The organism is Novosphingobium sp. 32-60-15, from assembly GCF_002280675.1.
In the GTDB taxonomy this organism is placed as follows: Bacteria; Pseudomonadota; Alphaproteobacteria; order Sphingomonadales; family Sphingomonadaceae; genus Novosphingobium.
The window spans coordinates 269,598-283,359 of record NZ_NCEN01000002.1 but is presented as its reverse complement, the minus strand read 5'-3'; the positions used below and the strand labels follow the sequence as shown (position 1 = coordinate 283,359).

The following is a 13,762-nucleotide window of genomic DNA, read 5'->3' as shown; positions in this document are numbered from 1 at the left end:
TTATTATCACGCCAAGGCAAATGCCAGCGCAGCCCTCTTTGCACATTGCACAAGAGGATCGGTATCAATTCGCCACAGCAATGAATAGGCGATTAGGCCGTTTGCAAATACGATCGGTTCGGAAACCCTCCCGCTGCGACTAATTTCGCCTTAGGCTCAATCAGTCTCGCTCCTCTCCTTCAAGAGAGAGGCTGGGTGTGGGTTTACGAGCGCTGTGTTTGCAAACGACATAACCGTCAAAGAAACAGCACGCGGCCCATCACAAGCGTATCGAACATTTGGCCGTGCTGACCATGGCGGCATGATGCGCCTGACGTTTATCGGCCTGAAGTTTATCGGCCTGAAGTTTATCGGAGCGTGGTTGCCATACGGGCGCTGTCGGCTTTGTGGCCGGTTATTATCTCGAACGCCCGCGCGGCCTGTCCGACGACCATGCCAACGCCATTCATGGTGCGGCACCCCTTTGCCCGTGCGACCCGGAGGAGTTCGGTTTCCGGCGGGAAATAGATAATGTCGGCAACCCAGTGGGTTGGTAATATGCGATCTGCACCCAATGGCATGCCCGCCTTGCCCACCATCCCTACAGGTGTGGCGTTGACGATGCCGTCAGCAGTTGCCGTATCGATGCTGTCCGGCGTTGCGATATGGATGTCACTGCCGGGGAAACGCGTGGCCAATTCGCTGGCCAGACTGGTTGCGCGGGGTTGATCCACGTCGACCAGATCGAGCCTGCCGACACCAATTGATAATAAAGCACTGGCAACGGCTGCGCCTGCGCCCCCTGCGCCAAGTTGCACAATGCGCCCGGTTGCCGCGCCGGGCAATGCCGCCAGAAATGACCCGCGAAATCCGGGCATGTCTGTATTGTAACCGATAAGCGCACCATCGCGCACCGCGACCGTGTTAACCGCACCCACGGCCAGCGCGCTCTCGTCCAGATGGTCGAGCAGCGGAACAACCGCCTGTTTGAAGGGATAGGTCACGTTGAAGCCGCGAAAACCATCGGCCACCAATGTGCGCATCACCGAAGCCAAATCTTCGTCCGGCCATCCCCGTGCGGAAAAATCGAACAGTTCATACGTCAAGCTGAGGCCTTGTGCTTCTGCTTCCTTCTCGTGCAGTTCGGGTGACCGCGATGCGAGAATTGAGCGTCCGAGAAGGCCTGTACGGATCATCATTACCTTGTCAAAAGAGTCCCGGCGCCGGGGTGACGCCGGGACTAAGGGTGGATCAGAAGTTTACGCGTGCGCCAAAATAGAACGAGCGCCCGATGGGATCATACAACGCCACGTCCGTGCCGTTTTGTGAACTGGCCACAAATGGCAGGCCGCGATCAAACAGGTTGTTCACCCCTGCGCGGAACTCGATCGTCTTGTTGACCTTGATCGTGCTGAACAAGTCCCACAAGGCATAGGCACCGACGCCCACCTGGGCGGTGGCGGGCGTCAGGACCGAGGTCGTGTCCTTCATCCCGCTTTGATAGCGCCAGCGCATGCCGAGCGAGGCATTGTCCGAGCGGTAGCCAAAGCTGGTCACCGATTTCCATTTTGGCGTGGCGCGTGGCGGCAAGCTGCTGACGCCTGCTGCGCCGTTGCTGATGCCGGTGTAATCCAGCACCGGCGCACCGGGCAGCAATTGCAGGTTGTACTTGTTGAGCCAGCCCACCGCAGCATTGACGAACAGACGGCCGCTGTCACCGCGCAAGAACGGCGATGGCACTGACCAGTTCACTTGCGCTTCCACGCCGTCGGTCTTGACTGAACCAAGGTTGAGGAACGGCGTTGCAACCGTCACCAACTGCCCCGCATTATCGCGCTGCAACAAGCCGCAGAACTGGTTGTTACGGTCATAGGTCGGGTTGGAACCGTCAAGGTTGAAGCACTTCGAAAGCACGGTCAGGCCGGGCACATTCGAAATCACGTTTTCAACCGAGATGTTGTAGTAATCGACCGAGAGCGTGAAGTCAGAGAACAGGCCGCCGTCGAAAGGCGAGTTCAGCACGAACCCGACATTGAAAGTGTTGGCACGCTCAGGCGTCAAAGCGGTGTTGCCCGAAACCAGCTGTCCGGTTGCCGTGGTCGGGAAGGTATAGCTTGAGATCGCGGCCTGCGGGATACCTTGCGCCACGCAAAGGGCGGCAACCTGAGCGCCATTTGCCCCGGTGCGCGCATTGGAGCGCACGTCACAAGGATCACCCAGCGCACCCGGAGGTGTGCCGATCACCAATTGCGTGCCCTGTTGCGGTGAGAACAATTCCCCGATGTTGGGGGCACGAACCGCGCGCTGGTAGCTACCACGGAACAGCAGTCCGTCTACCGGCTTCCACCGCACATCGGCTTCATAGCTGGTCACGCCACCGGTTACCGAATAATCGGAGTAACGCACAGCGCCGCCAATGCCGAATTCCTGAATGAACGGCTTGTCGGCGATCAGCGGAATGTCGATCTGCGCGGCAAATTCCTTCACCGAAATCCGGCCCGATGCGGCCTGCGATGCGATGACGGATTCAATGTTCTGCGCGCGAAGGTCGCTGTCGGGAATGTAATTGTAAGTGTTCTTGCGATAGCCTGCGACAAGCGCGATCTGTGCAGGCCCGGCCCCCAGATCGAACAGCTTGCCGTTGACCTGCAACTGCGCCTGGGTTTGCGCCAACCGCTCCTTCGAGAACGCCGTCTTGGTGATGTAATCGACGCAAGCCTGCGAAAGCGAACGCGCATTGGCATCGCCAAACATATTGAAGCCGCCGCTGCACAGTGAAGCCCCGCCGTCAGCCGCATTCAGCAGCGTTTGCACCCGGCTTTTGACGACAGCATCGTTCAACTGCTGGTCATGGACCGATTGGTCATAGGACGCGTAGAGATCGAACGACCAGCCCGAAGTGATGTCACCCTTCAGACCCGCCATATATTGCTGGACGGAATAGTTTTCGTCCCAGTTCTTGTAAGGCACGCCAACATAGCGTCCGCTCCACGAAAATGGCGCGTTCGGGTTCGGGCGCGAAGCCAGAATCGTGCGCAAGTCCTGCGGGATGAACGGGTTGGTAACGGGCACCGTCGTCAACGCGCCGAATTGCGTCAGGCTGCCGCCCGAAGCAGTCTTCACCGACAGATCGACATAAAGGAACTGGCCATAGGCAGTGATGCCCGGCGTCACTTCGTAATCGGCCTTCACAAAGGCGCTCTTGCGCTTCAGACCGTTTGAAAAATCGATCTGCTGGCCCACCGGCATGCGCACGTTGTTGGCGACAATCAGATAGCCGTTGCCATCACGCGGTCCGCGATAGTTTGCTGCACCCGTCTGGGTAAACAGTGTGCCATCATTGTTGAAGCCAAGGTTCTGCAACTGGACATTGCCGGGCAAGGTTGTTGCGCCATAGCCGGAAAACACCCCGGTCACGACAGCGGCATTGGGCGCGTTGAGCGCGCTTGGTACAAATACGCCGGTGCCAATGAAACCCGATGGCGTCTTGTCGTAAAAGAAGTCACGGCTTGATCCGTTGACCGCGTCCTGCTGGGCATAGCTGAATGCCGCCAGGACATTGCCGCGCCCTTCGCCAAAGCTGCTGCCAAGCGCAAGCGATCCGTTGAAGCGATAGGCATCGCCCCGGCTGCTGATGCCGTTTTGCACATCCATCCGCACACCTTCAAGCGAGCGCAGCGTCTTGAAATTGACCACGCCCGAAATGGCGTCCGAACCGTAAATTGCCGAAGCGCCGCCGGTGATGACGTCAACGCCGCTCATGATCGATTCTGGCAGGATGTTGATGTCGACGTTGCCATTGATGTCCGAAAGCGGCAGGCGCTTGCCATCGAGCAGCACAAGATTGCGATTGGTGCCAAGGCCATGCAGGTTGACTGACGCACGGCCACCGGTGCCCTGCCCGCCGGTGCTGGAATTGCCCGCCGTGGTAAAGCTGGGGAACTGGTTCAGCGCATCTTGCAAGTTAACCTGGCCGGTTTCTTTCAATGCGGCTTCACCAACGCTGACAATCGGGCTGACGGCCGTGTTGTTGGGGCGCGCGATCAGCGATCCGGTGACGATGATTTCGCGGTCAACCGGCGGTGCTTCGGTTGCTGCATCTTGCGCGGCATCTTGTGCCATTGCAGGCGCGGCAATCGCAATCGCCACCGAAAGCAACGACGCAGAAACGGTTAGGCGCGAGCCCCTCAAATGCATGGTCATCCTCCTCCAAGGGCAGCTGGATTCGCCGCCTCACGGCAACGGCATTTATGGTACGAACTAGTCCCTGTCAATTTAGTTGTTACTGGATGGTAACACTTTGTTTCGCTCGACAAGGAAAGCGGCAACCGCGCAGATTGCCAAAGGCACGCAATAGGCAAGAAACAGCAAGGATAGAGGCGCCTGGGCGGCCATCATGTATCCGCCCAGCATCGGGCCGATTACCGCTCCGCCACGGCCAACACCGATTGCCCAGCCGATCCCGGTTGCGCGCAGCCGCGCCGGATAAGCGCCCGCCGCGATGGGCCACACACCGTTGTAGCCCCCCTGCAGCAGCACACCGATGATGAAGGCGACCAGCAGCGTCAGCCATACCGGCAATGTCACCGATCCGAACACCACCATGGCCACGCCTGCCAATACCAGCATCGTTGGCACCAGTCGCCCCAGTGGCACCCGCAAGGCAAGGAAGCTCATCGACATGGTGCCGACAAATGCGCCCAGATTGTAAAGCGCGCCGGCATAAATGCCGTTGGTTTCCGACAGGCCCGCCGCGATTGACAGCTTCGGAATCCAGCTGACGATGAAGTACAGGACCATCAGCCCGAAAAACACCGCGCTCCAAAGCGCCAAAGTGCGCGCGCGCAAATCCGGGCCGAACAATTCGCCAAGCTTGCCGGCCTTATCGGCGTCAGCAGCGGCAGCTTGCGGGCGGTCCTTTGGCAAAACGAACATGGCCGCAGGAAATAGCGCTACTGTCAGCACCGCCGCGCCAAAAAGCATGGCCTGCCAACCATAGACCGGCAGCAATTGTGCCACAATCAGCCCGGTAAATACGGCGGCAAAGGGATATCCGGCCTGCACCACGCCAACCGCCAGATTGCGCCGTTCAGGCGGAGCGCTTTCCGCCGCCAGCGCCGCCATGGCCGCCAGCACCGTACCGATGCCCGATCCCACAACAATCCGCATGGCAAACAGCATGGTCACGCTGCTGGCAAAACTGCTGGCAAACATGCCGACCGACATCAGCACAAGCGCGGCAAGGATCACTGCACGCCGCCCCAACCGGTCAGCCATCGGCGCAATCAGCATGCCGCCAATCGCCATGCCGATCAGGCCCGCGCTGAACAGGTTGCCCATCGTCGCCGCGCCAATATCCCAATCGCGCTGCAGCCGTGGTGCAATAAACGACAGGATGGTGACGTCCACGCCGTCAGCCATGTTGATGGCAAAGCACAAGCCCACGATGGCAAGGCCCTTGGCCGTCCAAGTTGTCTGGTCATGGGCGGGATCGCTCGCCAGGTTATCGCCCGTGGCGATGGGAAGTGCCATTCGTCCTCTCCTTAAGACATGCCTGGTTGACGTATGGCCGATCCGCTTGTGGCGCCGTGCAGCAGTGCCGCCCTTTCGCCCAAGTGGTCAGTCCTTTTTCGTCACCCAAGCTAAAATGATATCGGCAACCTGCACCGCGCGGCGCGCGATTGCCTCGTCGCTGGTCATGTCGACCCCGAAGTTGTGCGCAAATGTGAACTGGTTGGAAACGTTGTAAAAGCTCAACGCAGTCAGGTTGAAGTGCAAGTCAACGGGATCAATGCCATCGCGGAACAACCCTTCATTCTGGCCCCGCGTGATGATCGTCTGCAAGATGTCGATCACGCGGCGGTTGCCCTGCGGCAACCCGTTGATCTGTTTGAGATGTTCGGCGCGGTGGATGTTTTCGTTCATCACCAACCGCACCAGTTCAGGGTGGCGGGCGTGGTAATGCACATCATGTTCGATCAGGCGGTGCAGCGCTTCAGCTGCTGTTCCGCTCTCGATATCGACATGCGCCTCGCTTTCCCGCACGCGGGTATAGGCGCGCTCCAGCACCGCGCGGTAAAGCTCGTCCTTGCCCTCGAAATAATAGTAGATTTTGCGCTTGGTGGCCTTGCCCGCAATTTCGTCGATCCGGGCACCGGCGAGGCCCTTTTCAACAAACTCGTTCGTTGCAATGTCAATGATCTGGTTGATTGCCTGTTCACGACTTTCGGCGCGGCTGCGGCGTGGCGGCTTTGCTGCAATCTCGGATGGGGCATCGGATTTGGACAATGGTGCGACCTTTGCAGACATGAACACATCGCGCGTGGCGCGGCCTTCTGCGCTATAGCTTAGCGCCATTTCGCGGCGTGGTCTGCCCGCGTTGCCACCTGAACCGGTTTTTCCCCGATTCTGTGCAATCGCTGCTGCACCGCCATCGGTACTGCCATCCGCACCTTCTGTCACTTGCCTCCCCTTGCATCGCCGCTTCATTTATGTAACGAACTAGTCCCTAACATTTTAGGTTGTCAACACCGGCCCCAGAGTCGGATGACGGAGAGCCGGGATCAAGCACCCATGAAAACGTCCATCGCCACCGTCTCGATCAGCGGCACGCTTGATGCCAAACTTCAGGCGATTGCCGCTGCGGGTTATGATGGCGCTGAAATTTTCGAGAATGACCTGCTGTCGACGCACCATTCTGCGCGCGAAATTGCCGCGATGATGCGCGACCTCGGCCTTGCCTGTACCATGTTTCAGCCCTTCCGCGATATCGAAGGCCTGCCCGAACCGCAGCGCGCCCGCGCGTTTGACCGGCTGGAGCGCAAGTTTGATGTCATGCAGGAATTGGGCACCGACCTGCTGCTGGCTTGCTCGTCCTGTTCGCCACTGGCCGATCCTGACCGCGCCCGCACAATCGCCGATCTTCATGAGGCGGGCGAACGCGCTGCCAAACGCGGGCTGCGCATCGGCTATGAAGCGCTGGCATGGGGCCGCCATGTGAATGATCACCGCGATGCGTGGGGGATCGTGCGCGATGTCGATCATCCCGCCATCGGGCTTGTGCTCGACAGTTTCCATTCGCTGTCGCGCCGTATCCCTTCGTCCAGTATTGGCGATATTCGCGCAGACAAGCTGTTCATCGTGCAAGTGGCAGATGCCCCTGTGCTGGATATGGACCTGCTGCAATGGAGCCGTCATTTCCGGTCCATGCCGGGCCAGGGTGATTTTCCGCTGGATGACTGGGCCGATGCCATCCGCCGCATCGGCTATGATGGTTATTGGAGCCTCGAAATCTTTAATGACCGGTTTCGTGCAGGTTCGGCCCATGGTGTGGCTCTGGATGGCTACCGGTCACTGCGGCTGATGCAGGGCGGGATCGCCCGGCCCAGCGCCGAAGCGGCTGCCCTGCCACCCAAGATTGAACCGCACGGCGTCGAATTCATCGAATTTGCCGCCAGCCATGAAGAAGCCGATGCATTGGGCGCAATGCTCCGCCCGCTTGGTTTCCACCCCACCGCGCGCCACCGGTCAAAAGACGTAACCCGCTGGCAGCAGGGCGCGATCAATATCGTGATCAATTGCGAACCCGATGGCCTTGCCCATGCATTTGACGTGGTGCACGGCGCGTCTGTCTGCGCCATCGGGCTGACGGTTGCCGATGTGCCCGCAGCCCTTGCCCGCGCCGATTTCCTGCGCGTCCCCCGGTTTGAACAGGCGGTTGCGCCCGATGAATGGCCGGTGCCCAGTGTGCGCGGCGTTGGTGGCAGTTTGCTGTACTTTGTTGATGCAGCAACGTGCGATGCGATGTGGGCGCACGAATTTCCGCATCTGCTTGAACCCGCGCCCGAAGCGCCGTTGCTGACCGCTGTCGATCATATCGCGCAGACCATGCAGTATGAAGAATTCCTGAGCTGGCTGCTGTTTTATGTCGCCATGTTCGATCTTGGTAAAACGCCGCAGCTTGAAATCGCAGACCCGATGGGTCTGGTGCAAAGCCAGGCGGTGGAAAGTGCCAACAAGGCGGTGCGCTTTACGCTTAACGGCTCGCTGGCGGCCCAATCGCTCACCTCGCGCTTTGTGCAAAACTACTTTGGCGCAGGCGTTCAGCACCTCGCATTTGCTACAGACGATGCCTTTGCCGTGGCTGACAGCGCGGAAAAAGGCGGCCTCCCCCGCCTGGCCATCCCGCGCAATTACCATGATGACCTTGAGGCACGCTGGGGCCTTGCGCCCGAATTGGTAAAGAAAATGGCGGCGGCTGATCTGCTGTATGACAGGGATGGCGATGCCGAATATCTGCAATTCTATAGCCGCGCCTTTGCCCGCCGCGTGTTTTTCGAAGTGGTCGAACGGCGCGGCTATACCGGATATGGTGCCGTCAATGCGCCGATCCGGCTCGCCGCACAGGCCCATCACAAGCCCGATCCCCTGACGTATTCCTGAACAAGATAAAACCGAACGGAGAGAATGATGACCCGAATGCTCCCCGGCGCGACCGTGTTCGCGGCCCTGCTTGCCACCACGCTTGCACCGTCTGCCGGTGCCAAAGACCGTGTATTTCCCATCGCGGAAAAGCCGGTTCTGGAAGATCGCTTTCCCCAGGCACCGGTCACTTTTGCTGGCGGGGTAAAGGCATGGCGTGATGTGGTTTACACAACTGTTGATGGCTATCGGCCGCAAGTGATTGATATCTACGTTCCGGCAGGCAAGGGTCCGCATCCGCTGGTGTTGTATATCCACGGCGGCGGATGGCGTGCCGGGCACACCCGCCATTCAGGCGCGTTTGCCGATTTCCCCAAAGTTCTCGCCAGCCTTGCCGCCGAAGGGTTTACGGTCGCCAGCCTAGAATATCGGCTGTCGTCCGAAGCCCAATTTCCGGCCCAATTGCAGGATTCCAATGCGGCAATCCGGTTCTTGCGGGCCAATGCCGCGCGCTATGCCATTGATCCTGCACGGGTCGGTGTGTGGGGCGGATCAGCCGGAGGACATCTTACGGCGCTGACCGCGTTGACGTGCAAGGACACCGCACTTGATCCTGCCGCTGCCAGCGATGGCTGCGTTCAGGCCGCGGTTACGTGGTACGGTGTGTTCGATTTTGCCGGAATGAACGCCACGCCCGATGGCAATTCTGCCGGGGCCAAGCTGCTCGGCTGCACCGGCCCTTGCACGGCAGACCAGAACCGCGTGGTCAGCCCGGTGGCCTATATCGACGCCAAGGACCCGCCGTTTCTGTTGATCCACGGCGATGAGGACAAAGTCGTTCCGGCAGAGCAATCGCGCATTGGCGAAGCTGCGCTGAAGGCCGCAGGCGTGCCGGTACAGTCCATCTTCATTCCGGCGGTGGATCACAGCTTTTTCGGCAAAACCCCTGCCGAAACCCGCGATGCATCACTCAAAGCGATCAACGCAACCTTTGATTTCTTCCATGAAAAACTCGGTGTTACCAAGAAATGATGAGGGCGTTTCTCGCGGGAATCGCGCTGGCACTGGCCACAGTGGCGCAGGCTGCACCCATCACGGTTGATGGCGGCGCAATCGAGGGGTTTGAAACGCCCTCGGGCGTTGCGGCGTGGTACGGAGTGCCATTTGCCGCACCACCGCTGCGTGATTTGCGGTGGAAGCCGCCGCAGCCGGTCCAACCGTGGCAGGGGGTGCTTCACACGGATCGCTTTGCGCCCGAATGCTTGCAGCCGCTGCGCGGTTCGCTGCAAAACCACTACTTCGGCAATGAAGCGACCAGCGAGGACTGCCTTTACCTGAATGTATGGGCACCGAAAAAAGCCGCAAAAGCGCCGGTTGTGGTGTGGATATTTGGCGGCGGGTTCAACATCGGCTCTGCTGCCATGGCGAACTATTCGGGCGAACCGCTGGCGCGCGATGGCGTGGTGCGGGTGAACATCGCCTATCGCGTCGGCGCATTGGGCTTTTTGGCGCACCCGGATCTCAGCGCGGAATCGGGCTATGGCGGATCGGGCAATTACGGGTTGATGGACCAGATTGCGGCCTTGGAATGGGTCCAACGCAACATTGCCAAATTCGGCGGTGATCCGGCCAATGTCACCATCGTTGGCCAATCAGCAGGCGCCATGTCGGTCGCCATGCTCCAGTCCAGCCCTTTGGCCAAAGGCTTGTTCCACAAAGCTGTTGCGATGAGCGGTAGCGGCTTTGGCGGCATGCTCGGCCCCGTGCCTTTGGCGCAGGGCGAAGCGCAAGGGAGCGCGCTGCAAAAGGAACTCGGCGCAGCATCTTTGGCGGATATGCGCAGCCTTCCCGGTGACCGCATTGCCGCAGCAACAACCCGGCGCGATGCGATGGTGCGTGACGGTCATGTGCTGACCGGATCAATGGACGAAGTCTTTGCCGCCCGCGCACAAAACGATGTGCCGGTCCTTGTCGGATATACCCGCGATGAAACCTTCCGCCCTTTCGGCCCGGTGGCAGACAAGGCGGGGCTTGATGCTGCGGTTCGCGAGCGCTTCCCCGATAGCGCAAACGCCATTCTGAAAGCCTACGGCAAAGAGACCCCTGCCCGCGCTGCTGCAGATATTGCCCGCGATGCCACCGTTGGCCGTCAAATGGCCTTATGGGCACAAGCGCAACGCAAATTCGGAACGCAGCCTGCTTATGCCTATATTTTTGCGCGGCGACAGCCTTATGCGCCGGGTATCACATTTAGCGATCACGATCCGGCGACAGTCGGCGCTTATCACACTGGTGATGTACCATATTGGTTGCGAACACGCCCTGCGTTGAACCTTTTCCGTCAAACCCGCGTATGGGAACCAGTAGACACCGCGCTTGAAGATGAAATGGCCGGGGCAATGCTCGCGTTTGCGCGTAATGGTGTGCCACAAAGCGCAAAACTGGGCAAATGGCCAGCGTTTGATCCGGCCAAGCCCCGCATTGTCTGGTTGGCAGAACAACCCCGAACCATGCCTTGGCCGCATCTTGCTGATATGCCGCTGTTGGAATCCAGTGCACCGCAACTGCGCGCAGCCCCCGCGCGGCCCCGGGATTGATGCTGCGTTTTATTGCCTGTCTGGCTCTGCTGCTTGGCGTCGCCGCCCCGTTTACAGCACAAGCAAACGTGCAGGGCCAAAGCGTCAATTGCGCGGCTGACAGCGTATTGGCCTATGTTAGCGGCGCTGAACGGCCCGAGGATCTGCTCGCCCTTCCCGATACCCAATGGCTCATAACCAGCGGGTTCGCAAAGGGCGCAGGTCTGAAACTGGTAGACACCCGGACACGCGCGTTGACGCAGTGGTATAGCGGCAGTCCGGACCAACTGGCACATGATCGCACGGCTTTTCCGGATTGTAAGGTGCCGCCAGATGCTGCGTTGTTCAATGCGCGCGGCCTCTCGCTGCGCATGCTCAAATCAGGGCTTTATCGCCTGCTGGTTGTAAACCACGGTGGGCGCGAAGCTGTTGAAGCGTTTGATGTATCGGCGGCGGCGGGACAAGCGCCATCCCTGCGCTGGCGCGGCTGCATGCCCATGCCCGCCGGACACGTGGCCAACAGTGTCGCGCAGTTTTCAGACGGCACTGTTCTGGTCACCGTGCTGACGCGTCCGGGCACAACCATTGGCGATTTCATGCTTGGCCAGAACACCGGCGCGGTTTGGCAACGCGGCCCGGGTGACCGCGCTTTTGCCTTGCTTCCCGGCACCGAACTGCCCGGCAACAATGGCATTGAGGTCGATCCTGACCAGCGCCGGTTTTATGTTGTGGCGTTCGGCTGGCACGCGGTTGTCGTGTTTGACCGCAGGGATACCGCGCAACCGCTCGCCCGGATTGAAGCGCCCGATTTCATGCCCGACAATATCCACTGGACCGGCGGGCGCTTGCTCCTTGCCGGAATGCGGCTTGATGAACCGGCGTGCGGGGGCCTGCGAAAAGTCACCAATGGTCAGGCCGATGCCATGGCCTGCCATCGCGGCTGGGTGGTTGGCGAGCTTGACCTTGCCACCCGGCGCATTGCCACTTTCGCCTATGGACAGCCACAACTGCACTTTAACGGACTATCGGCAGCGGCGCTGGTCGGTCAGGATCTGTGGCTCGGTTCTTATCAGGTTGACCGGATTGGTGTCATCTGGCTCCAAGTTGTTCCAAGCCTTCGGGCCATGACGTATCAGCATGGGTTGCCGAAGAGCATAACACTCTCAGCTGCCAAGCAGATAGACCACTGATAGCAGCGCGCCTCCAACGATGAGCAACCATGACAAAAAGATGGCGCGCATAATCAATGGCGCGCAGCGAATTTCCATGAATTCGCTGCCGACAATCCAAGCTTTCAGCAATCCGATTGCAATCACGATCGCCCCGGCTGCTTTCGATCCGAATAGCGACGATTCGAACGAGAGAATGCTGACAGTCACCAGAACCAACCACGACACGGTCAGGCGTTTCGATACCCACGTCATGCTGCACCTCCATGGCGCAGCAGATAAAGCAGCGCGAAGATCATGACCCAGAGCAGATCGACGAGGTGCCAGAACACCGCACTGCCTTCAAGGACCGCGAACGATCCCGTCCATGCCCCGCGACTGTCACATTGTGTTGCGGTCCAGCACAAGACGCCAAGTCCGATCAGGACATGGAGCAAGTGGATACCTGTGTACATGAAGTAGAACGTGAAAAAGCTGCTGCTGTTCAATGTATCGCCGCTGCCGATATGCCCGCCCCATTCGACGATTTTTACAGCGACGAATGCAGTGCCCAGTGCGATGGCCGCAAAGATCAACCGCCGCACACCCGGAGCGCCACGCCGCGCCGCAATTACGGCGTGCGCAATGAACCACGAACTTGTCAGCAACAGGATGGTATTGGCCAAGCCAAGCCCGCGCCCCAGTTTTTCTTGCGACAGGCGCATCGCATCAGCATCGTTCACCAAGCTGACGGCGTACGTCACGAACAAGACGCCAAAGACCAGCAGATCCCCGAAAATCAGAACCCAAAGGCCTGGCTCCCCGGGAATATGCCCCCGGGGAGTTTCAGTACGGTCATGCGTTTCGATCACGGTTGCTCATCCGCCAAAGCATTGCGCTTTATCGCGCCAAGCAGGATGATCTGTGTCGCGGTGATCCACACGCCGAATACTACGGCCGGAATCCAGAACGCGGCAATGCCGTTCCACGCAAACGGCCCCACCTTGAACAGGCCGACGACGGCGCCGGGCGCGCTCAGGATACCGACCCACAAGTTCAGATAGCCGTACCAGCGCGGCAGGATTGGCTTGGCCCGGCTATCCTGAAGGATGACAGCGCCCGTGGCGAGGTACTGCGTTGTCCCCGGAATGGCGGGTATCACCAGCAGGAACATGCCAAGATCGCTCCACGCCCGGATCATCTCGTTCGATGCTTCGGGGCGGAAGGCGGCCATGGTAAAGGCAAGGCCGCACATGAACACCGTGAACTGGCCGAATGTAAAGACCAGCGCGGTAACAGTTGTCCAGATTGGAAGGCGGCCCTCGATTTTCTTCAAGAACAGGAGGATCACCGTGATGAACGGCCAGACGATGGCAGCCGCTGTCATCAGCAGAATACCGCCAACCAGAAACCCGGTCTGATTGTCCCGAACATGCGTCGCAACTTCGGCAGCGCTCCAGGTGGGGCTATAGGGCGGAAAAATGTGCATCAGCGGCCACAGCGCGATGAAGAACAGGGTTCCCCACAACGGACCTGCGAATACGCAAAGCCTTAAGGCGCCTTGTCTAGATCCAGCTTGTTTCATTATGTCCCCACCTTCCAGATATGATGATCAAGGTGTGCACCACCGGCAAATGC

Annotated in this window: 11 protein-coding genes; 4 read left to right on the top strand and 7 right to left on the bottom strand. The window is 59.5% G+C overall.

Annotated elements, in window-relative coordinates; all coding sequences use genetic code 11:
- Window positions 1-347 precede the first annotated feature (347 nt).
- The 4 genes from B7Y89_RS02865 to B7Y89_RS02850 all read right to left on the bottom strand — a co-directional run bounded on the left by B7Y89_RS02865 (window position 348) and on the right by B7Y89_RS02850 (window position 6,441).
- On the bottom strand, window positions 348-1,178 hold the full coding sequence (locus B7Y89_RS02865; protein WP_292935564.1) for a shikimate dehydrogenase: 831 nt from the start codon (window positions 1,176-1,178) through the stop codon (window positions 348-350).
- A gap of 52 nt (window positions 1,179-1,230) precedes the next feature.
- Window positions 1,231-4,182 (bottom strand): TonB-dependent receptor, encoded by a 2,952-nt coding sequence (locus B7Y89_RS02860; protein ID WP_292935562.1) that lies wholly within the window; start codon window positions 4,180-4,182, stop codon window positions 1,231-1,233.
- A 72-nt stretch (window positions 4,183-4,254) separates the two neighbouring features.
- A complete protein-coding gene (locus B7Y89_RS02855; protein ID WP_292935560.1) occupies window positions 4,255-5,511 on the bottom strand; it encodes an MFS transporter in 1,257 nt (418 codons plus the stop codon).
- A gap of 87 nt (window positions 5,512-5,598) precedes the next feature.
- Window positions 5,599-6,441 (bottom strand): TetR/AcrR family transcriptional regulator, encoded by an 843-nt coding sequence (locus tag B7Y89_RS02850; RefSeq protein WP_292935558.1) that lies wholly within the window; start codon window positions 6,439-6,441, stop codon window positions 5,599-5,601.
- Between the two features lie 111 nt (window positions 6,442-6,552).
- On the opposite strand from B7Y89_RS02850, the gene B7Y89_RS02845 reads away from it, so the two are divergent.
- Genes B7Y89_RS02845 through B7Y89_RS02830 form a run of 4 tightly spaced genes read left to right on the top strand, consistent with a single transcriptional unit; the run spans window position 6,553 to window position 12,166 of the window.
- Window positions 6,553-8,421, top strand: coding sequence for a sugar phosphate isomerase/epimerase and 4-hydroxyphenylpyruvate domain-containing protein (locus B7Y89_RS02845; protein WP_292935556.1), 1,869 nt, complete (start codon window positions 6,553-6,555; stop codon window positions 8,419-8,421).
- A gap of 27 nt (window positions 8,422-8,448) precedes the next feature.
- Window positions 8,449-9,432, top strand: coding sequence for an alpha/beta hydrolase (locus tag B7Y89_RS02840; protein WP_292935555.1), 984 nt, complete (start codon window positions 8,449-8,451; stop codon window positions 9,430-9,432).
- Window positions 9,429-10,997 (top strand): carboxylesterase family protein, encoded by a 1,569-nt coding sequence (locus tag B7Y89_RS02835; protein WP_292935553.1) that lies wholly within the window; start codon window positions 9,429-9,431, stop codon window positions 10,995-10,997. The genes B7Y89_RS02840 and B7Y89_RS02835 overlap by 4 nt, the downstream gene beginning before the upstream one ends.
- Window positions 10,997-12,166, top strand: a complete 1,170-nt coding sequence (locus B7Y89_RS02830; RefSeq protein WP_292935551.1) for a hypothetical protein — start codon at window positions 10,997-10,999, stop codon at window positions 12,164-12,166. The genes B7Y89_RS02835 and B7Y89_RS02830 overlap by 1 nt, the downstream gene beginning before the upstream one ends.
- On the opposite strand, the gene B7Y89_RS02825 is transcribed toward B7Y89_RS02830, so the two are convergent.
- Genes B7Y89_RS02825 through B7Y89_RS02815 form a run of 3 tightly spaced genes read right to left on the bottom strand, consistent with a single transcriptional unit; the run spans window position 12,140 to window position 13,709 of the window.
- Complete coding sequence (locus tag B7Y89_RS02825) at window positions 12,140-12,400, bottom strand: hypothetical protein (RefSeq protein WP_292935549.1); 261 nt, start codon at window positions 12,398-12,400, stop codon at window positions 12,140-12,142. The genes B7Y89_RS02830 and B7Y89_RS02825 overlap by 27 nt on opposite strands.
- Complete coding sequence (locus tag B7Y89_RS02820) at window positions 12,397-12,996, bottom strand: cytochrome c oxidase subunit 3 (RefSeq protein ID WP_292935547.1); 600 nt, start codon at window positions 12,994-12,996, stop codon at window positions 12,397-12,399. The genes B7Y89_RS02825 and B7Y89_RS02820 overlap by 4 nt, the downstream gene beginning before the upstream one ends.
- Entirely contained in the window at window positions 12,993-13,709 is a 717-nt protein-coding gene (locus B7Y89_RS02815) for a hypothetical protein (protein ID WP_292935545.1), read from the bottom strand. Before B7Y89_RS02815 ends, B7Y89_RS02820 begins: the two co-directional genes overlap by 4 nt.
- Window positions 13,710-13,762: the final 53 nt, after the last annotated feature.